Here is a 19,344-nt window from a genome sequence, read left to right as displayed (position 1 = left end):
CTTCGTGCGCGGAAGGACGGCCCGGCCTGCGCGGCCTTTGACGCTCCGCCCGTGCAGTGGTTTGTCCCGCTTGTCGGAAATGGCGGTCGTGCCGTTCAAGACGGCCAGTCGCTCACCCGTTTCCGGCGATCCGGGGCCGTTGCGTCGGTGTCGGCCCAGCCGTACCCCAACGCCGCGATCGCGAAGTAGACGGCGCCGACGGCTTCGCAGGAAAGCAGCGCGCCGGCCAGCGCCGTTCGCGCCCCATCCGGGATCGTTCGCGACGGCGTGCCGGCGTGCTTGCCGCGACGCACCGCGATGCCGATCCGAAACAGGCCCGACAGGATAGCGAGCACGCCGAACGCGCGGGGCAGGCCGCTCGCCAGTTCGACGATGAACAGCTGACGTACCGACATTGCAGTCATCCTCCCGGTTCGGGTAGTCACGTGACGTTGTCTATCCTGACACCCGATCGCTCGCGGCGCCATCGGACAAGTGACCGATGGCGCTCGCCGGAACCGATGCGTGGCGGCGCGCGATCGCCGTTACCGCGTGACCGCCGCTATGACATGCGCGAGAACACATCCGCGATGTGCCGATCGGGTTCGATATCGGTGAACGCATCGATATCGGCCATGACGTGAGCCGTCTCCGCGGACGCGAACGCGGCGTCCAATGCCGAGCTGTCCTTGAAGCGGCACATCGCCACGACGATCAGTTCGCTATCCTCACGTGCCGGGAAGAAAGCGTCGACGTATTCGAGTCCGTACGGTTTCCACGATTTTTCCACCAGCGGAATGTGTTGCTCGACGTAGTAACGGGAATCGAACCGCGTGCCCGCGGCTCGGCGATAGGAAACGACGAAAAACATGAAGGACCTCCAGGTCGGACTGCTACAGCGGCGAATGTCGATACGGGAGACGACTGGCGATGACGGGCGATCACGGCCGTTTGCGCGCCGGGCCGAAGGTCGGCCGGGCAGCGGCCGGCAGCGAGGTGGGCGCGGCGGGTGCACGAGCGAGCGAGAGGCCCAGCGCGGCGCCGATGGCGAGGAACGACGAGATCGACAGGAGTGCGACGATGAACGCATGCGCGATGGCCGCCGGGTCCTGGCGCGTGCCGAGCACCGTATAGAAAATTCCGCCGATGATCGCCACGCTGAGCGACGTGCTCACCTGCAGCGTCGAGCTGACGATGCCGGCGATCATGCCGGACAGCGCCGGTGCGACGCGTCCCGTCACCATGCGCATCAGGGTCGGCAGCGCGAGGCCTTGTCCGAAACCGATGACGAAGAGAACGGCGGCGAGCGGCACGGCAGCGAGCGGCATCCCGACCGGCGTGACGTCGATCAACCATGCGAGGCCGACGAGCCCGACGATCTCCAGGCTCATGCCGAACGGATTGACGTAAGCGCCGATGACACGCGAGCAGACAGGCGTCGACAGCGGCCCGAGCAGGAACCCCACGCCGAACGGCAGGAACACGAGGCCCGCGCTCAGCGCGTCGACGTGCAATGCATTCTGCAGATACACCGAGAACAGCAGGAAAAACGTGCCGATCGAGTACAGCAGCAGCGCGATCAGCAACGCCCGGCCCAGCCCCGGGGCTCGGAGCGCGGTCGGGTCGAGCAGCGGTGCGCCGCCGCGGCTGCCCAGCCGGCGCTCGTAGCGCCAGAAGCACCACGCGAGGGCCGGCACCGCGAGCAGCGACGCCCATGCCCATGCCGGCCAGCCCGCTTCGCGCCCTTCGATCAGCGGCACGATCAGCGCGCCCAGCGTCAGCATCGACAGCACGGTGCCGCGGAGGTCGAGCTTGCGCGCATGCTGCGCCCGCGTTTCCTTCAGCAGCGGAATCCCGAACAGGACGACCAGAATCGCCAGCGGCAGGTTGACGAGGAAGATCGTGCGCCAGCCCAGGTTCAACAGATTCAGCGAGATCAGAATCCCGCCCAGCGCCTGCCCGACCACGGCGGCGAGGCCGAACACCGCGCCGTACAGGCTGAGCGCGAGCGGCTTTTCCGATTCGGGGAAGATCGCCTGGATCGACGCGAGCGCCTGCGGCGCCATGATCGCGGCCGTCACGCCCTGCAACGCGCGGCCGACGATGAGCGTCCACGGCGAACTCGCGAGGCCGCACAGCGTCGAGGCGATCGCAAAGCCGATCAAGCCGAGGAAAAATACGCGCCCGCGGCCGAACAGGTCGCCCAATCGTCCGCCGGTGATCAGCGTCACCGCGTACAGGCCCGCATACGACGAAATGACGAGTTGCTCGGCCGACGACGAGGCGCCCAGTTCCGCGCGAATCGACGGCAGCGCGACATTGACGATGAAGAAATCCAGCGGCGGCAGGAACGCGCCGACGAGCAGGACCGAAAACATGGCCCAGCGACGCGGGTCGGGTGATACGGGGTCATTCCGTGACATGGACGGTTCTCCATACGGAACCAATCGGTTCCAAATTGGGTAAAAAAATATCAGTCGAGGATGCGCATCGTGCGGTCGACCAGCGCGAGCATGTCGTGCTCGGGGACGCCGGTTTTCCCCAGCACGCGCATGCCCTCGACCTGGCAGACGAGCAAACGCGCCAGCACCTGTTCGTCCTGCTCGGCGATCTCGCCGCTCGCCTGGCCGCGGACGATCGCGCCCGCATAGAGCTGCTGCAGGCGCCGGAACATGCGCCCGGTGCGTTCCGCGACATCGGCGTCGCGCGCGGCCAGCTCGGTGGTCATCGCGACCGCGAGACAGCCGCGCCGGCCGGCCTCGCCAACGGACAGCCGGGCGTAGCGCAGCAGCGAGTCGCGAATCGCGTCCTTCACGGGGCCGGGTTGCGACAGGATGTCGGCGGTCGCCTTGAGCCCGTCGGCCATGTACAGGTCGAGCGCCGCCAGCAGCAGCGCCTTCTTGTCGCCGAATGCCTTGTAGAGACTGCCGCGCGACAGGCCGGTGCCGGCGATCAGGTCGGGCAGGGACGCGCCTTCATAGCCGCGATCCCAGAAAACCTCCATCGCGTCGCGCGCGGCATCGCCCAGTTCGAATTCGCGCGGACGGCCCACGCCAGCCGGATTTGCCATTGATCGGTTTCGCAAACGATGCGGTGCCTGAAGTGGGATTCATTATATGGACCGATCGGTTCCGATGTCAACGTGCATGGCTTGACCGGGCACGGCGACGGCCGTCCTCGCGGACGGCCCGGATTCATCCGTTCAGTCGAGCCCGCCCTGGCACGGATTCCGGTATGGCCGCAGCCGCCGGTGGGGCGGTAGCGTGTTCGCCGTTCGTCGCGTCGCACGGCTGACGCACCGGCTGCGCCGCACGCCGATGCTCGTGGCACGCGCGGCCCGCGACGATCAACGCGGTGCCGCGCATCCCGTCGCCCGCCACCGGACCGGTCACGCACCCGACAGCCCGACGCACACCGGCGGGGTTCGATCGGCCCACGGCGCGGCGCGTTCGAGCTGGGCGGCGAGCGAGAACAGCAGCGATTCCGCGCCGAATGCCGCCGCGAAATGGCTACCGATCGGCAGACCTTGCTCGTCCCAGTAAAGCGGCACCGACATCGCGGGTTGGCCGGTCGCGTTGAACCACGCGGTGAAGGGCGAAAACCGGTGCGATCGATCGATGACTTCGCTCAACGATTGCGCGTCGTCCACCGTCGCGAGCGACGCCGGCGGCAGCGGCGGCATCGCGAGCGTCGGCGTCAGCAACACGTCGTAGCGCTCCATCAACTGGCCGAACGTCCTGCCCAATGCGTGGATCCAGTCGACCGCACCCGCATATCGCGCGCCGCTCACGTCGCCCTTTTCGCGCACGATGATGCGGGTGCGGGCCTCGATTTCGTCGTCGCGCACCGGCGCGCCGCGCTGATCGCCGATCATGTCGAGCAGTGCGCGCGTTTGTGCGCCGATGATCGTAAACACGCGGTCGTAGAACGCCGCCGAATCGACGGGACTGGCGAGCGGCTCGACGTCATGTCCGAGCGAGCGCAGCAACGCGACGGTATAGTCCAGCGCGGCCCGGCACGCCGGATGCAGCGGCCATGGCGGCGCCTGCTCGATCACGGCGATTTTCAGCGGCCGGGGATCGCGCTGCGTGGCCACGAGAAAACTGTCCGGCTGGCACGGCGCCGCATACGGCGCACCGGTATCCGCGCCCGCGGTCAGGTCGAGCAGCGCGGCGCTGTCGCGAACCGAACGCGTGATCGCATGGTTGATGCCCATGCCGGCCCATCCCTCGCCGATCATCGGGCCATTCGGCGTTCGGCCGCGCGTTGGCTTCAAGCCGAACACGCCGCAGCAGGACGCGGGCACCCGCAGCGAGCCGCCGCCGTCGTTGCCGTGCGCGAACGGCAGCACGCGCGCGGCAACGAGCGCGGCTGCCGCACCGCTCGAACCGCCTGCGCTGACGTGCGGATTCCACGGGTTGCGCGTCGTGCCGAAGCGCGCCGACGACGTGCAATACGACGTGCCCAGCTCCGGCGACAACGACGTTCCCGCGATCGGTATGCCCGCGCGCCGCAGGCGCGTCACCAGTTCGCCGTCGAAGTCCGGCCGATGATCGCCGAACACAAGCGATCCGTTCGCCATGCGTGCGCCGCGCACCGGCATGAACAGGTCCTTGATCAGCGTTGGGACGCCGGCGAGCACGCTTTCGTGCCCGGTGACGGACGACGCGGCCTGTCTTGCCGAGTCGTCGAGTCGTTCCGCCACCGCATTCAGCGCGGGATCCAGCGTATCGAGACTGGCTAGCACGGCGTCCAGCAATTCGGCGGGCTTCACTTCTTTCGCATGGACGAGCGCGGCGAGCGCGATGCCGTCGTGCGTGGCGATGAGCGTCTGAAAATCGTTCATGGGTCTATCGTTCAGGAACAGGAAAACGTGAAGGAGTCATTCGTCGTCGCGGCGGCGAAGCGCCGGCAACAACCACGACAACGCGGTGACGACCGTGCCCGACGCAATCGCGAACACCGCCGCGCGCAGCCCGCCGAAGGCCTGAGCACAGCCCAGCACGACGAGCGGGCTGACGAACTGGCCCAGATAGAGCGCGGCCGTGAAACCGCCCAGGCCGCGGCCACGCATCGCGAGCGACAGCCTGCGCATCAGCGGCAGGATGGCATTGGGCACCAGCATGCCGCCGCCGAAGCCGTGAATCACGACCGCCACGACGATGGCCGGCACCGTATGCGCGCGGGCCAGCAGCGTCAGCCCCACCGCGAGCAGCGCAAGTAGCACGACGTTGACGAAGCGGCGGCCGATCGCGTCGCGCAACCATGGCCACGCGATCGAGCCGGCGAGCGTCGACAGCAGGCCGGTGCCCGCGACCGCGCCGATCATCGTCGACGATCGCTGACCGATGTCGATCATCAGCTGCGGCATCTGCACGGGCACCACGAACGAACTGATCATGCCGATGCAGATCAGCCCGTAGCCGACCGCGAGCGTCGGCGCGAGCCGGTGTCCGGCCGACGGCGCGCCGCCGTCGCCTGGCTCGGCTGGCTGATCGTCGCGCAGCGGCTCCCACAGTACGGTCGCAATTGCCGGCACGAGCAGGATCGGCAACAGGTACAGATAGAACGGATAGCGCCACGCGTGCTCGCCGGCCGCACCGCCGAGCACGAAAAAAGCCGTGCCGACGATACCGATCGTGACGACCTGCCGGTTCACGTAGCGCACCCGTTGTTCGCCGCGCCAATAGTCGCCGATCAACGTCGTGCAGCAGGTCATCACGCAGGCTTCCGCTGCGCCGAGCGCGAACCGGCAGACGAGGATCGCGGTGAGGCTGTCGAGCCACGCCGGCGCCGCGCCGACGAGCCCGTACACGAGCGTCGCGAGCAACAGCAGCATCTTGCGTCCGACGCGATCGGCCAGCCAGCCGGCGAGCGGCGCACACAGCGCGATCGCGAGGGCGGGGCCCGTCGCGACGAGCGGGACGAGCGCGGCCAGCCGCGGGTCGGCCGGCACGAATTCGGCCGCGAGTTTCGGCTGGACTGGCGCGATCATCACCGCGCCCATCACGGTGAGACTACTGCCGAGCAGCAGCACGGCGCCCTGGCTCGCGCCGGCCTGTCGGGCGGCACGCATGCAGGGCGCGGTTTGCGTTGAAGCAAGCGGATTCATCGACAGCTCCCGAATCGGAACATCAGAACGACAGCGCGGCACGTAGCGCGATCTGGTACCCCTGCGCGTGGTTTTGCGCACCGAATTCCTTGTAGGCATGCAGCCATATCGCGGGCTTGCCCGGCTCGACGTAGCTGATCGCCGGGCCTAGCGCATTCACGCGCGCGCGGTTGCCGTCGACATTCGGGCCGTGGTCGTTGCCCAACTGACGCTCGATGTAGCCGCCCAGGCCCGCCGTGAACGGGCCGATGTGCTGGCCGAGCGCGAATTCCTGGCGGAACCCGGTGCCGCTTCGATAATTCGTTGCACGGTTGGTCGTGTTCTGGTCGATCTCGATGCTGGTCGAGATTTCGAATCCGCCGTCGGTGATGTATGTCGCGCCGATGATCGGCGAGAAGGTCCAGTGGTTGACGCCGGGATTGAAGAGCCGCGTGGCGCGATACGCGCCCGTCGGCGCCTGGACCTGCAGCGCGACGTTGACGAACAGGTTCGGCAGCGTCCATGCAAGGATCAGCGGCTGGAAGTCCGCATCGCCGATGTTGGTTGGATTGGCCGACATCGCGAGCGTGCCTGCGGGCGTCGGCACGTTCATGTGTCCGTTCAGGTTCAGGAACGGCACGACCGCGCCGAAGCCGACGTTCGCACCGAACAGTTTCGCGTTCGTCATCCGGATATACGCGACGCTCCAGGACGCGACCGTCAGCGAGAAGTCGGCGTTGCCGCCGTTGCGGATCGTGCGTGTCGAGTAGTACGCGAAGCGTGTGGCGAGCGTGCCGTTCGGCGTGGGCGGGGGCATGATGCCCGCGCCGAAATCGAATACGCCGAACGGCGTGATCGGTCCGTCGTTTTCGAGTGCCTGGGTGCGCGTGCAGGCGAGCGTGGCTGCCAATGCGCCGATCGCGACGGCGGCGGAGCGTGTGCGGCAGCGCCGCGTGCCGTGCGGACGTCTGAGGATTTCCATCGAGCCGTTCCCCGTACAGTTGAAATGTGTACGGAGTCTAGGAACGTCAAAATCCGGGGCGTTATCCGCTTTTGGTAATTATCGTGGGGGCCGTTTGAGCGTGTCGGACGGCAGTTCGCCGAACAGTTCCCGATAGTGCGACGCGAACCGGCTCAGATGCCAGAAGCCCCAACGGCACGCGACGTCGCTGACCGACGCGCTGGCGGGGGAATGTTCGCGCAGTTCGCGGCGCACCGCGTTCAGCCGCAGCACGCGCAGGTACCACGCGGGATGCGTGCCGAGAATTTCCTCGAAGCAATACTGCAGTTTGCGCCGGCTCGCGCCGACTTCGCGGCATACGTCGAGCACCGTCAGCGGCACACCGGGTCGCGACACGACGAGTTCGCGCACGCGATCGACCACACGGCGACGAGCGGACGGATCGAGCCGGACGCGGTGGTCGGCCGCTTCCATCGCGTGCGCCAGTTCGACCAGAATGGCGTCGTGCAGCGTCTTGCGCGTGTGCGGCCGCGCGAGCGGGCGCTCCGGCGTATCGGCCGCCCCGAAGCCGGTCATCAGCAATGCCGTCAGCGCATCATGGCGTGCTGCGGGGATCCGCAGGATGCGGGTTTCGCTCGACGCCATGCCGTCGCCGTCTTCGTCCCGATCGCCAAGCCACGCCAGTTGGCGCAGTGTGTCGCTGGGCACCGTCAGCAGTACGACGTCCTGATGGTCTGGCGTGCGTAGTTCCGGCAGCGACGTGCCGCCGGAGACGAGCAATGCCTTGTCGCGCAGCGGCGCGCCGCCGCAGAAGCCGGCGCCGGCGGTTTCCAGCGGGATGCTGAACGACGTTCTGCCGGCGCACTGGTTGCCGCGCTTGAGCAGCGCCCGATTGACGCGTTCGCGCAGCAATTGCATGCCGTCGAAGCGGATTTCGTGCAGCGTTCCATGGAACGGTCCGGGCGACAGTTGATCGAGCCGGATCGACCAGCCGTGCGTGCACTCCGCGTGGGTATCCACGTCCTGGCTGGCGAAGCGCCGGACCGACGGCAGCGTGTCGGGCGGGGTGTCGGCGACGCATACGGCGGACGGCAATGGAGCGGGATGCATGGCGAGTGGGGCGATGGACAAGGCGTCCGTCGACAATGCGCACACAATTTCTCGTTGGCAATGCGTTTTTACCCGGGGCTGCGGGCGCGATTGCGCCACGGACGGCGTGCCGGGCACGCATGATTCGGCACGGCGCCCACACGGATCGCTTCGTCGCGCTCGAACCCGCAAGGCACGCAAGCGGGAGCGGAGCACACAACGGGAAATCGAACGTCCGGCGACGCCGGTTCAGTCGAGCCCGCCCTGGCACAGGTACTTGATCGACAGATAATCGTCGAGCCCATAGCGCGAACCTTCGCGGCCGTAGCCCGATTCCTTCACGCCGCCGAACGGCGCGGCCTCGCTCGCGAGCGCGCCTTCGTTGATCCCGACGATGCCCGTTTCGAGCCGCGCCGACACGCGCGCGATGCGCCGCACGTCCTGCGTGTAGAAATACGCGGCGAGCCCGAACGGCGTGTCGTTCGCGGCATCGACCGCTTCGTCCTCGGACTCGAAGCGAAACAGCGCGGCGACCGGGCCGAAGGTTTCCTCGCAGGTCAGCTGCATGTCGGCGGTGGCGTCGGCGAGCACCGTCGGCGCGTAGTAGTTCGCGCCGAGCTCGGTCAGGCGCTTGCCGCCCGTCAGCACACGCGCGCCGCGTTCGACGGCGTCGCCGACATGGCGCGCGATCTTGTCGACCGCGCGCGCGTTGATCATCGGGCCGATCTGCGCGGCCGGGTCGGTCGCCGGCGCGACCTTCAGCGCGGCGACGCGCGCGGCGAGCTTCGCGGCGAACGCGTCGTAGACACCGGCCTGCACGTACACGCGATTCGGCGACACGCAGGTCTGCCCGCCGTTGCGGAACTTGGCGGCCATCAGCCCGTCGACCGCGGCATCGAGCTCGGCGTCGTCGAACACGATGAACGGCGCATTGCCGCCGAGCTCCAGCGACAGCTTCTTCAACGTCGCCGCCGATTCGCGCGCGAGCAGCTTGCCGACGGGCGTCGAGCCGGTGAACGTGATCTTGCGCACGCGGCCGTCGGCGAGCCAGTCGGCCGCGGCTTCGACGCCGCGTTCGCGCGACGCGGTGATCAGGTTCAGCACACCGGCCGGCACGCCGGCTTCCTGCGCGAGCAACGCGAGCGCGAGCGCGGTCAGCGGCGTGTCCTCCGCCGGCTTCGCGACCACCGTGCAGCCGGCCGCGAGCGCGGGTGCGATCTTGCGCGCGATCATCGCGAGCGGGAAATTCCACGGCGTGATCGCGGCGACGACGCCGATCGGCTCCTTCACCGCGCTCAACCGCTTGCCGCGCTGCTGCTGCGGGATCAGGTCGCCGTACGTGCGGGTCGCTTCCTCCGCGAACCACAGCACGTACGACGCACCGTACGCGACTTCGCCGCGCGCTTCGGCAAGCGGCTTGCCCTGTTCGCGCGACATCAGCTTCGCGAGATCGTCGGTGTGCGCGACGATCGCCGCATGCCAGGCGCGCAGGATCGCGGCGCGTTCGCGCGCGGGCGTCGCACGCCACGCGGGCAGCGCGCGAGCCGCCGCGTCGGTTGCCGCGCGCGCGTCGGCGGCGCCGCTGTCGGGTGCGTGGGCAACGGTCTCGAGCGTGGCGGGATCGGTGACGGCGAAGCGGCGGCCGTCGAACGCATCGCGCCAGGCGCCGTCGATCAGGTTGGCGGTGCGAACGAGTTCGGTTCGGGACAGCGTAAGCGGCATGACAGGTCCTTGAATGAAGCGGTTCGACGACGACGACGGCGGAGCGGGCGCGACTTCCCCCGCGCGGGCAGCGGGCTGCCGCGTGACGGGATGACGCACACCGGGTGTCAGTGACGTTCGCCGAACAGCGATTCGAGCGGGTAGTGCCGTTTGACGAACGGCGACTTGATGATCACGTAACTGAAATACTTCTCGATGCCGATGTTCTGCTCGAGCAGCCCTTCGACGATCGTCTGGTAATGGCTCACGCTGCGCGTGATGAACTTCAGCAGGTAGTCGTAGCCGCCGCTCGCGAGGTGGCATTCGACGATCTCGTCGACGTTGCGGATCGCCGCGACGAAGCGGTCGAAATCCTCGCGCCGGTGGTCGGCCAGCGTGACCTCGGTAAACACGACCTGCACGTCGCCGAGTTTCTCGAGCTGGATATGCGCGCCGTAGCCGCCGATGTAACCGGCCTTCTCGAGCCGCTTCACGCGGATCAGGCATGGGCTGGGCGACAGCCCGACCGCATCGGCCAGCTCGACGTTGGTCATGCGGCCGCGCTTCTGCAACTGGGAGAGGATGCGCAGGTCGATGCGATCCAGCTTGCTGTCCGTCATGTTCACGTGAGAAGGCAAAAATGGAATGTCCGGTTACTTTAGAGTCGAACGATGGCGGCCACAAGCCCGGCTTTCCCTTGGCCGGTCAGGCCGGCTGCGCGTGCGCGGCGTCGAGCGCGCGCTGCACGCCCGAATCGGCCAGCACGTCGTCGAGCGTCTTGCGCACGCGTTCGAACAGCAGGTCGAACTCGCCCGCGGTGAAACTCAGCGCCGGCGCGAAGCCGAGCACGCCGTCGCCGAACGCGCGGAACACCACGCCGTTCGCGTACGCGGCGGCCGCGATCTTGTCCGGCACGTTCAGCGCCGCGTCGAAGCGCGTCTTGTGCGCCTTGTCGGCCACCAGTTCGAGCGCGCCGAGCAGGCCGACCGAGCGGGCGTCGCCGACGAGCGGATGCGCGCGCAGCGCATCGAGCCCCGCGGCGAAGCGCGGCGCGAGCGCCTGGCCGTTCGCGAGCAGCCCGCCTTCGTGATAGAGCTTCAGCACCTCGAGACCGATCGCCGCGCTCACCGGATGCGCGGAATACGTATGGCCGTGGCCGACCACCGGCGAATCGGCGCGGTCGCCCGCGATTCCTTCGTAGATTTCGTCGGACATCAGCACCGCGCCCATCGGCGCATAGCCGGCGGTCAATCCCTTCGCGACGGTCATCAGGTCGGGGTCGACCCGTTCGGCTTCGCAGGCGAACAGCGGGCCGGTGCGGCCGAAGCCGGTGATCACCTCGTCGGCGACGAACAGGATGCCGAGGCGCCGGCACGCGTCGCGCATCGCCTTCAGCCAGCCGGCCGGCGGCACGATCACGCCGCCCGAGCCTTGCACCGGCTCGCAGAAGAACGCGGCGACGTTGTCCGCGCCGAGTTCGGCGACCTTCGCTTCGAGCGCGGCGACCGACGAGGCGATCAGCGCCTGCGGATCGTCGCCGAGCGGATGGCGGTACGGGTAGGGCGACGGAATATGGTGCTGGTCCGCGCGCGGCAGGTCGAAATGGCGGTGGAATGCCGGCAGCGCGGTGAGGCCGGCGCCGAACGACGACGAGCCGTGATAGCCGCGCTCCAGCGCGATCATCTGCTTTTTCGACGGGCGGCCGGTCGCGTTGAAATAGTGCGTGATGAAGCGCACCGCGGAATCGACCGCGTCCGAGCCGCCGAGCGTGAAGTACACGCGGTTCAGCGACGGCGGCGCGAGCGCGGCGAGCCGTTCGGCGAGCTCGATCGCCGGCTGCGAGCCGAAATGGAAATAACCGGTCGCGTAGGGCAGCTTCGCCATCTGGTCGGCGGCGGCCTTCACGATGCTGTCGCGGCCGTAGCCGACGTTCACGCACCACAGGCCGGAGAACGCGTCGAGCAGCGTGTGGCCGGCGGCGTCGCGCAGGAACACGCCGTCCGCGGATTCCAGCACGGTGACGCCGCGCGCTTCGTGCGCACGGTAATTGACGACGGGATGGATCAGGTGTTGACGATCGGCTTCGATCAGCGCGGCTTGGTTCATGGGAAGGCGGGACTCTCGTCAGGTGTCAGCGGTGAGTTCATGCTAACGGGCGAGAATTCCGCATGCGTCTTCAATTTGCGGCCCGAAACGTATGCGCGTGGCGTTTGCACGGGGTGCTTCGGCATTTTCTGCTGCGCGCCCGGCGGGCCGGGGCGCGCAGCAGGTCAGTAGCCGCGCGTGCGGTCGACGACGCCGATCATCGGCTGGCCCGCGCGATGGCGCGCGAGGTTCGCGAGCACCGCGTCGACCGCGGTGTCGGGCCGCGTCGCGCTGGCGATGTGCGGCGTGATGCGAATGCGCGGGTGCGTCCAGAACGGATGGCCGGGCGGCAGCGGTTCGGGGTCCGTCACGTCGAGGATCGCGCTGTCGAGGTGGCCGCTCGCGAGCGCCGCGAGCAGCGCCGCCGAATCGAGCTGCGGGCCGCGCCCGACCTGCACCAGCGATGCGCCGGCCGGCAGCGCATCGAACACGCGCGCGCCGAGCAGGCCGCGCGTGCTGTCGGTGAGCGGCAGCAGGCAGATCAGGATGTCGGTGCGGGCGAGGAACGCGTCGAGCGCCGCGTCCCCCGCGTAGCAGTCGACGCCGTCGAGCGTGCGCGGCGTGCGGCTCCAGCCGGCGCACGGGAAACCGAAGCGCCGCAGCGTGTCCAGCACGGCCTGGCCGAGCGTGCCGAGCCCGAGCACGCCGACGCGCCGCGACGCGGCCGCGCGCACGGGATGCTCGCGCCACACCTGGTCGCGCTGCTGGGCCGCATAGTCGAACAGGTCGCGATGAATCGTCAGCACGGCCTGCGTCACGTATTCGACCATCCCTTCGACGATGCCCGGCTCGATCATCCGCACGACGGGGATGTGCGAAGGCACGCGCGACAGGTCGAACTGGTCGATGCCGGCGCCGACCGAGAACACGACCTCGAGATTGGGCAGCAGCGCGGCCGGATCGTCAGGCGGCTGCCATGCGGCGAGATAGCGGACGGCTGCGGCGTCGCCGAGGTCCGGCCAGATCCGGAACGGCAGATCGGGCGCCTGTTGCGCGAAGCGCGCCGCCCACTGCGCGCCGCGCACCGGGTCGGCCTTGTAGAGGAAGCTCATCGTGCGCGCCCCCTCAACCGAGCGCCTGGTTCACGATCGCGAACGGGCGCAGCGCCGGGTCGCGGGCCGGCGGCGTGCCGCGCGCCATCGCGACGACGGTATCGACGCGCGGCAGCCCGAGCCCCTGCAGCCAGTCGGACAGCCCGCTGTCGCCCGGCACGTCCAGCCGCACGAACATGCCCTCGTGCAGCGCGAGCCAGTGGCTGATCAGCGCCTGCGCGCGCAGCGCATCGGGCGCGACCACCGGGCCGATCACGTGGCCGCGGCCGAAGCGGCGGAACAGCGCGAAGCCGAGCAGTTCGCCGTCGCGATCGAGCGCGATGCCGTTCGCGACGTCGAGCAGCGCGTCGATCACCGCGCCGCGCTCGTAGCCGGCCGCGCGCGAGGCGAGCGCGGCGAGGCGCGGCCCGTCGTTGGTGCCGAGCGGGCGCAGCCGCTCGCCGGGCGGCAGCGAGATCAGCGGCGGCTGGAACGCTGCGCCCTGGTGCTGATCGACCGTGCCGATCGCTGCGAAGCCGAACTTCGCGTAGAGCGGTTCGCCGGACGGCGTCGCATGCAAAAACACGGTCCGCTCGCCAAGACTGTCGACCACGCGGGTCATCAGCTCGCGGCCGATGCCGCAGCCCTGGCGCTCGGGCGACACGATCACCATGCCGAGGGACGCATGCGCGTCGTCGAAGCGCCAGCCGAGCGCGGTGCCGACGACGCCGGATTCATCCTCGGCGACGAAGCCGCCGCCGAGCTGGAACGCGAAGCGCCAGTCGTCGATGCGGTGCGGCCACTTGACGGCTTCCGACAGCCGATGCGCGGCGGGCAGGTCCGTTTCGGTGAACGGGCGATAGGTAAGCGTGCGGGAAGGATTGAGGTCGGACACGCCGGACTCCGGATGGGTGGAAATGACAGGTCGACTCTGCCAGCGCGGGTGCGGCGCGGATAGGACGATTCGCCTGTTTTCGGGGCACGGCGGCCGCTCGCGCACGATCGATGCAAACCCGCATGATCGGCGCGCGCGAACGCGCGGATCGTGCCGGCGCGGCCGGCCAATCCGGCCACTCCTGCTGTGGGAATGCCTCTACGATGCATGCACGGCGGCGCTGCCGCCGCCGAAGGGCCGCACCGGCAGGCGCGCCCGCCGCGGTGGCGCGGTGCTCATCGGCCGGCGCCGCGGCGCCACGCCCGATCGCGCCGCAGATCGTGCTGCATGTGCCGGGCAACACGCGGCGATTCTGCGTTTTGAGCGGCGCCGAACGATGCGCGAACGACTTTTTGCCCTGATTCAATTTCGTTGAACCCAGCCCATCCCCGGCCCTGCCGGGGCTTCACACCGACAGGACCCGACCATGATCCAGTTTGAACCGAAGTACATCACCTTCGACTGCTACGGCACGCTGACCCATTTCCGGATGGCCGAGACGGCGCGCGAAATCTATGCGGACCGGCTGTCGCCGGCCACGATGGAGGCCTTCGTGCGCGCGTTCGCCGCCTATCGGCTCGACGAGGTGCTCGGCGCGTGGAAGCCGTACCGCGACGTCGTCGTCAACGCGATCCGCCGCACCTGCGCGCGGGTCGGCGTGACGTTCGACGAAGCCGAGGCCGAGCTTTTCTATCATGCGGTGCCGACCTGGGGCCCGCATCCGGACGTGCCGGCCGGGCTGTCGCGGCTCGCGACGAAGTACAAGCTCGTGATCCTGTCGAACGCGATGGACGAGCAGATCATGAGCAACGTCGACAAGCTCGGCGCGCCATTCCATGCGGTGTTCACCGCGCAGCAGGCGCAATCGTACAAGCCGCGGATGCAGGGCTTCGAATACATGTTCGACAAGCTCGGCTGCAAGCCGGAGGACGTGCTGCACGTGTCGTCGAGCCTGCGTTACGACCTGATGACGGCCGAGGATCTCGGGATCAAGCACAAGGCGTTCGTGAACCGCGGCCACGAGCCGGGCACGCCGTTCTACAACTATTACGAAGTGTCGGACATCGGCCAGCTCGCGACGCAGCTCGGGCTGTAAGCCGGTTCGTCGATCGCCATGACGTGACGGGACGCGGCCGCGAGGCCGCCGGAGCCCGTCGCGTCCCGGTGCGCGTTCGATCAGCGCACGAAGCGAGGGTAATTACCGATATTGAATCGTTCAAGGCCGGGCCGCCCGGGCCGATATATGTACCGAACGGTTAATATTGCGAGGCCCCCGCATGAAGTTGTCCACCAAACTGCTGATGCTCGTCGTCGCGGCGCTGCTCGGTATCGTCCTGCTCGCCGCGTTGTCGCTGCATACGCTGCGCGACGCGCTGATCGACAGCCGCCGCGAAGAGATCGTCATTCTGCTGACCAAGGCCGAGCACCTGGTCGATTCGTATCGCGCGATGCAGACGAGCGGCACGCTCACGCAGGAGCAGGCGCAGCAGCAGGCCAAGGCCGCGCTGGCGGCGCTCAACGCGAATTCGAAGAGTTACTTCTGGGTCACGACGTCCGACGGCGTCAACCTCGTCCATCCGAACGCGAAGTTCATCGGCACGCGCGCGAAGGGCAACCGCACGACCAGCGGCATGACCGACAGTGAGGCGTACCGCGCGGGCATGGCGCAGGCGCATTTCGCGCTCGTCGACGTGCTGATCAAGCGCAGCCCCGACGCGGACCTCGAGCCGAAGCTCCAGGGCGTGGTCGCGATTCCGGACTGGGACTGGTGGATCGGCACGGGATTCTTCTACGACGACATCAATGCGGCGTTTACCCGGCTCGCGACGGTGCTGGGCGCCGTCACGCTCGTCATCGCCGCGGCGCTCGCGGCGATTGCGTGGGGCGTGCTGCGCAGCGTCAGGCGCACGCTCGGCGGGGAGCCCGCGCAGGCGGCGCAGATCGCGGCCCGCATCGCCGCCGGCGAACTGGACGTGCAGTTCGATACGGCGCACGCCGCGCCCGGCAGCCTGCTCGTCGCGCTGGGCGACATGAAGGCGCGGCTGACCGACACCATCGCCGAAATCCAGACCACGACCCACTCGATCGCCACCGGCACCGGCGAGATCGCGCAAGGCAACCTGGATCTGTCGCAGCGCACGGAGCAGCAGGCCGCGTCGCTGCAGGAAACGGCCGCCAGCATGGAGCAGATGACGTCCACGGTCAAACAGAACGCCGACAACGCACGCCAGGCGAATGCACTCGTGACCCAGGCGAAGGATGCGACCGAACTGGGCGGCGCCGCCGTGCAGGCGGTCGTCGAGACGATGCGGCAGATCTCGGACGGATCGGTGCGGATCGCCGACATTACCGTCGTCATCGAAAGCATCGCATTCCAGACCAACATCCTGGCGCTCAACGCCGCGGTGGAAGCCGCGCGGGCCGGCGAGGAGGGGCGCGGGTTCGCCGTCGTCGCATCGGAAGTCCGCTCGCTCGCGCAACGCAGCGCCGCGGCCGCGAAGGACATCAAGGGATTGATCGACGCGTCGGTCGAGCGGGCCGGCAGCGGCAGCCGGCTCGTCGAGACGGCCGGCGAGCGGATGACCGAGATCGTTCGGTCGATCGACCGGGTGGCCGACATCATGGGCGAGATTTCGGCGGCATCGGTCGAGCAAAGCACTGGTATCGAACAGATCGGGCTGGCGGTCGCCCAAATGGACGAAGTCACCCAGCAGAACGCCGCGCTTGTCGAGCAGGCGGCCGCCGCCGCATCGTCGCTGGACGAGCAGGCGGCGCGCCTGCGGGCCGCCGTGTCGGTATTCCGGCTCGCTGCGTGACGGCTTCGTGCCGTCCGCGGACAGCCGGCGCATCGTTCAACCTCCTTCACGCAGCGCCGGCGCACGCCCGGCGTGCGCGCCGGCATGCCGGTGACGGACGCGTCGCCGCACGGGATCACCACGGTTCCTGACGGCTGCACGGCTCGCGTGTGCACGGTCGCCGGCCAGTCCCGTCCTCTTCCTGCCTTCTCGCCAAGCTGCTCCGATCGAGCGGCATTCTTCTGAACTTTCATCCGCGACGTGCCGTCGCGACCGTCACCGCCGACGCCCGTGCATGCGGCGATCTGCCGCACCGCGCGGCGCGTTTCAGCCGTCGTCGGCATGCAAGCCCCCATTCGATACAAACGTGCGGTTTGCGCGAGTCAAACGCGCGCCGGATGCCGAACGGGCAATTTTGTCGACGCAATCTGCGGCGGCTGCGGCCTTACGATTTCCTGCATCGACACGGGTTCGGCAGCCGCCGCGACACACCGCCGGGCACACGGCGACACGGATGCGCATGCAGCAATTCATGCTGCGCGGGCGGCTCAAAACGGTCGATTCGTATCGTGCGGGCCGCCCGAATCGCGACAAACCGCATTTTGGCGATGCTTAAATGAATTGCATGTGTACGACGTCGCGTCCGCCACCAGCAAGCGGACGCAGCGGGATTGAACAACCACGCTGGACCCTTGGACCCACTTTCCACAGTCAGGAGCAGTTCGGATGAGCGACGATATCGACAACGGCGGCAAGGGCGGCTTCACGCGCCGCGACATGATGAAGGTCATGGCGGCGGGCGGCATGATGGCCGCCGGCGCCGGCGGACTGCTGATGACCCCCGACTCCGCCTTCGCCGCGCCCGCGCCGAAGCGCGGCGGCAAGATCAGGGTCGCGAACGAAGCCGGCTCGACGGCCGATACGCTCGACCCGGCCAAGGGTTCGACGGGCGCGGACTATACCCGCTTCTTCATGTTCTACAGCGGCCTCACGCAGCTCGATGCGAGCCTGACGCCGCAGATGAACCTCGCCGAGTCGCTGCAGACGACCGATGCGAAGACCTGGATCATCAAGCTGCGCAAGGGCGTCACGTTCCACGACGGCAAGCCGGTCGGCCCGGCCGACGTGGTGTATTCGCTGATGCGCCACAAGAACCCGGCCACCGCATCGAAGGTCAAGCCGCTCGCCGAACAGTTCGCGGAGGCGAAGGCGACCGGCCCCGACGAAGTCACGTTGACGCTCGCCAGCGCGAACGCGGACCTGCCGGTGATCCTCGCGACGCCGCAGCTCGTGATCGTCAAGGACGGCACGACCGACTTCAGCACCGGCATCGGCTGCGGCCCGTACAAGCTCAAGTCGTTCAAGCCGGGCGTGTCGACCGTCGGCGTGCGCAACGACAGCTACTTCAAGCCGGGCAAGCCGTATCTCGACGAGATCGAGCTGATCGGCATCAGCGACAGCGCCGCGCGCCTGAACGCGCTGCTGTCGGGCGACGTGCACCTGATCAACGCGATCGATCCGCGCTCGACGCAGCGGGTCTCGTCGACGCCGGGCTACGCGCTGAAGGAAACCAAGTCGGGCCTCTATACCGACCTGATCATGCGTAGCGACAACCCGATCGTCGCGAACCCCGATTTCGTCGAAGGGATGAAGTACCTGTTCGATCGCGAGCAGCTTCGCACGGCGGTGTTCCGCGGCTATTCGGTGATCGGCAACGACCAGCCGATTCCGCCGGGGCATCGCTACTTCAACGCGTCGCTGCCGCAGCGCGCGCACGATCCGGACAAGGCGAAGTTCCTGCTCCAGAAGGCCGGGGCGCTCGGCGCCACGCTGCCGCCGATCTATGCGACGTCCGACGCGAACGGGTCGATCGAAATGGCCGTGCTGCTGCAGCAGGCCGGCCAGAAGATCGGGCTGAACCTGCAGGTCAACCGCGCGTCGCCCGACGGCTACTGGTCGAACCACTGGATGAAGCATCCGCTCACCTTCGGCAACATCAACCCGCGCTCGAGCGCCGACGTGCTGTTCACGCAGTTCTTCAAGTCGGATGCGCCGTGGAACGAGTCGGGCTGGAAGAACGCGAAATTCGACCAGCTGCTGCTCGCCGCGCGCTCGGAAACCGACGACGCGAAGCGCAAGCAGATGTACGGCGACATGCAGGTGATCGTGTCGCAGCAGGGCCGGGTCGGCATTCCGGCGTTCATCAGCTTCCTCGACGGGTACGACAAGCGGCTCGCGGGCCTCGGTTCGATCCCGACCGGCGGGATGATGGGCTTCATGTTCGCCGAGAACGTGTGGTGGAACGCATGACGTTGTGGTTGGCCGCCGCCGCGCGGCCGGTGCGGACCCCCGCGCCGGCCACGCGCGGTTTTTTCGGGAGTGTCGCTCCATGAACCGAATTCTTATCGGGCTGATCGGCCGGCGCGTCGCGGTCACCGCGCTGACGCTGCTGATCGTGTCCGCGATCATCTTCACGATCACGAACCTGCTGCCGGGCGACGCCGCGCAGGCCGCGCTCGGCCAGTCGGCGACGCCGGAGACGGTCGCCGCGCTGCGTCAGCAGTTCGGTCTCGACATGCCGGCGCACGTGCGTTACGTGCACTGGCTCGGCGGGCTGC

16 protein-coding genes and 1 pseudogene are annotated in these 19,344 nt (G+C 68.3%); 4 read left to right on the top strand and 13 right to left on the bottom strand.

Annotated features, from left to right (window positions below; all coding sequences use genetic code 11):
- Nucleotides 1-95: 95 nt before the first annotated feature.
- From H3O04_RS04930 to H3O04_RS04870, 13 genes are all read right to left on the bottom strand, one after another.
- A complete protein-coding gene (locus H3O04_RS04930; RefSeq protein WP_034175954.1) occupies nt 96-395 on the bottom strand; it encodes a hypothetical protein in 300 nt (99 codons plus the stop codon).
- Nucleotides 396-541: 146 nt separating this feature from the next.
- On the bottom strand, nt 542-850 hold the full coding sequence (locus H3O04_RS04925; RefSeq protein WP_202587238.1) for an EthD family reductase: 309 nt from the start codon (nt 848-850) through the stop codon (nt 542-544).
- A 70-nt stretch (nt 851-920) separates the two neighbouring features.
- On the bottom strand, nt 921-2,402 hold the full coding sequence (locus H3O04_RS04920) for an MFS transporter (protein ID WP_202587237.1): 1,482 nt from the start codon (nt 2,400-2,402) through the stop codon (nt 921-923).
- Nucleotides 2,403-2,452: 50 nt separating this feature from the next.
- The gene (locus H3O04_RS04915) at nt 2,453-3,049 is read right to left on the bottom strand and encodes a TetR/AcrR family transcriptional regulator (RefSeq protein ID WP_043886360.1); all 597 of its coding nucleotides are present in this window, start codon (nt 3,047-3,049) and stop codon (nt 2,453-2,455) included.
- 318 nt (nt 3,050-3,367) lie between these two features.
- Nucleotides 3,368-4,825 carry an amidase gene (locus H3O04_RS04910; RefSeq protein ID WP_202587236.1) on the bottom strand — a complete coding sequence of 486 codons (1,458 nt, stop codon included), beginning with the start codon at nt 4,823-4,825 and terminating at the stop codon, nt 3,368-3,370.
- Between the two features lie 36 nt (nt 4,826-4,861).
- On the bottom strand, nt 4,862-6,055 hold the full coding sequence (locus tag H3O04_RS04905) for an MFS transporter (RefSeq protein WP_237666179.1): 1,194 nt from the start codon (nt 6,053-6,055) through the stop codon (nt 4,862-4,864).
- Between the two features lie 58 nt (nt 6,056-6,113).
- Complete coding sequence (locus H3O04_RS04900; RefSeq protein WP_202587234.1) at nt 6,114-7,052, bottom strand: SphA family protein; 939 nt, start codon at nt 7,050-7,052, stop codon at nt 6,114-6,116.
- A gap of 78 nt (nt 7,053-7,130) precedes the next feature.
- Entirely contained in the window at nt 7,131-8,258 is a 1,128-nt protein-coding gene (locus tag H3O04_RS04895; RefSeq protein WP_334028487.1) for a helix-turn-helix domain-containing protein, read from the bottom strand.
- A gap of 111 nt (nt 8,259-8,369) precedes the next feature.
- Complete coding sequence (locus H3O04_RS04890; protein WP_043886357.1) at nt 8,370-9,842, bottom strand: NAD-dependent succinate-semialdehyde dehydrogenase; 1,473 nt, start codon at nt 9,840-9,842, stop codon at nt 8,370-8,372.
- A 107-nt stretch (nt 9,843-9,949) separates the two neighbouring features.
- The gene (locus H3O04_RS04885; RefSeq protein WP_006749694.1) at nt 9,950-10,441 is read right to left on the bottom strand and encodes an Lrp/AsnC family transcriptional regulator; all 492 of its coding nucleotides are present in this window, start codon (nt 10,439-10,441) and stop codon (nt 9,950-9,952) included.
- A gap of 85 nt (nt 10,442-10,526) precedes the next feature.
- The gene (locus H3O04_RS04880) at nt 10,527-11,927 is read right to left on the bottom strand and encodes an aspartate aminotransferase family protein (protein WP_202587233.1); all 1,401 of its coding nucleotides are present in this window, start codon (nt 11,925-11,927) and stop codon (nt 10,527-10,529) included.
- A gap of 164 nt (nt 11,928-12,091) precedes the next feature.
- Complete coding sequence (locus H3O04_RS04875) at nt 12,092-13,018, bottom strand: 2-hydroxyacid dehydrogenase (RefSeq protein ID WP_202587232.1); 927 nt, start codon at nt 13,016-13,018, stop codon at nt 12,092-12,094.
- Nucleotides 13,019-13,031: 13 nt separating this feature from the next.
- Nucleotides 13,032-13,892 (bottom strand): GNAT family N-acetyltransferase, encoded by an 861-nt coding sequence (locus H3O04_RS04870; protein ID WP_074807591.1) that lies wholly within the window; start codon nt 13,890-13,892, stop codon nt 13,032-13,034.
- Between the two features lie 466 nt (nt 13,893-14,358).
- Here H3O04_RS04870 and H3O04_RS04865 point away from each other — a divergent pair, with 466 nt between their 5' ends.
- From H3O04_RS04865 to H3O04_RS04850, 4 genes and pseudogenes are all read left to right on the top strand, one after another.
- A complete protein-coding gene (locus H3O04_RS04865; RefSeq protein ID WP_012336806.1) occupies nt 14,359-15,027 on the top strand; it encodes a haloacid dehalogenase type II in 669 nt (222 codons plus the stop codon).
- A 181-nt stretch (nt 15,028-15,208) separates the two neighbouring features.
- Nucleotides 15,209-16,747, top strand: coding sequence for a methyl-accepting chemotaxis protein (locus H3O04_RS04860; protein WP_023474570.1), 1,539 nt, complete (start codon nt 15,209-15,211; stop codon nt 16,745-16,747).
- A gap of 705 nt (nt 16,748-17,452) precedes the next feature.
- Nucleotides 17,453-19,036, top strand: coding sequence for an ABC transporter substrate-binding protein (locus H3O04_RS04855; protein ID WP_011549839.1), 1,584 nt, complete (start codon nt 17,453-17,455; stop codon nt 19,034-19,036).
- A 79-nt stretch (nt 19,037-19,115) separates the two neighbouring features.
- Nucleotides 19,116-19,344 (top strand): annotated as a pseudogene (locus H3O04_RS04850) (ABC transporter permease); the annotation flags it as partial.

The sequence above is a fragment of the Burkholderia sp. KCJ3K979 genome (genome assembly GCF_016759955.1).
Lineage (GTDB): Bacteria > Pseudomonadota > Gammaproteobacteria > Burkholderiales > Burkholderiaceae > Burkholderia > Burkholderia orbicola.
The sequence above is the reverse complement of the archived record's forward strand: the minus strand, read 5'-3'. Positions and strand labels throughout refer to the sequence as shown.

Coding starts and splice junctions, on each gene's coding strand:
- H3O04_RS04930 (WP_034175954.1), bottom strand. CDS start 395: ATGTCGGTACGTCAGCTGTTCATCGTCGAACTGGCGAGCGGCCTGCCC.
- H3O04_RS04885 (WP_006749694.1), bottom strand. CDS start 10,441: ATGACGGACAGCAAGCTGGATCGCATCGACCTGCGCATCCTCTCCCAG.
- H3O04_RS04880 (WP_202587233.1), bottom strand. CDS start 11,927: ATGAACCAAGCCGCGCTGATCGAAGCCGATCGTCAACACCTGATCCAT.
- H3O04_RS04920 (WP_202587237.1), bottom strand. CDS start 2,402: ATGTCACGGAATGACCCCGTATCACCCGACCCGCGTCGCTGGGCCATG.
- H3O04_RS04925 (WP_202587238.1), bottom strand. CDS start 850: ATGTTTTTCGTCGTTTCCTATCGCCGAGCCGCGGGCACGCGGTTCGAT.
- H3O04_RS04890 (WP_043886357.1), bottom strand. CDS start 9,842: ATGCCGCTTACGCTGTCCCGAACCGAACTCGTTCGCACCGCCAACCTG.
- H3O04_RS04865 (WP_012336806.1), top strand. CDS start 14,359: ATGATCCAGTTTGAACCGAAGTACATCACCTTCGACTGCTACGGCACG.
- H3O04_RS04905 (WP_237666179.1), bottom strand. CDS start 6,055: ATGCGTGCCGCCCGACAGGCCGGCGCGAGCCAGGGCGCCGTGCTGCTG.
- H3O04_RS04860 (WP_023474570.1), top strand. CDS start 15,209: ATGAAGTTGTCCACCAAACTGCTGATGCTCGTCGTCGCGGCGCTGCTC.
- H3O04_RS04875 (WP_202587232.1), bottom strand. CDS start 13,018: ATGAGCTTCCTCTACAAGGCCGACCCGGTGCGCGGCGCGCAGTGGGCG.
- H3O04_RS04910 (WP_202587236.1), bottom strand. CDS start 4,825: ATGAACGATTTTCAGACGCTCATCGCCACGCACGACGGCATCGCGCTC.
- H3O04_RS04915 (WP_043886360.1), bottom strand. CDS start 3,049: ATGGCAAATCCGGCTGGCGTGGGCCGTCCGCGCGAATTCGAACTGGGC.
- H3O04_RS04855 (WP_011549839.1), top strand. CDS start 17,453: ATGAGCGACGATATCGACAACGGCGGCAAGGGCGGCTTCACGCGCCGC.
- H3O04_RS04900 (WP_202587234.1), bottom strand. CDS start 7,052: ATGGAAATCCTCAGACGTCCGCACGGCACGCGGCGCTGCCGCACACGC.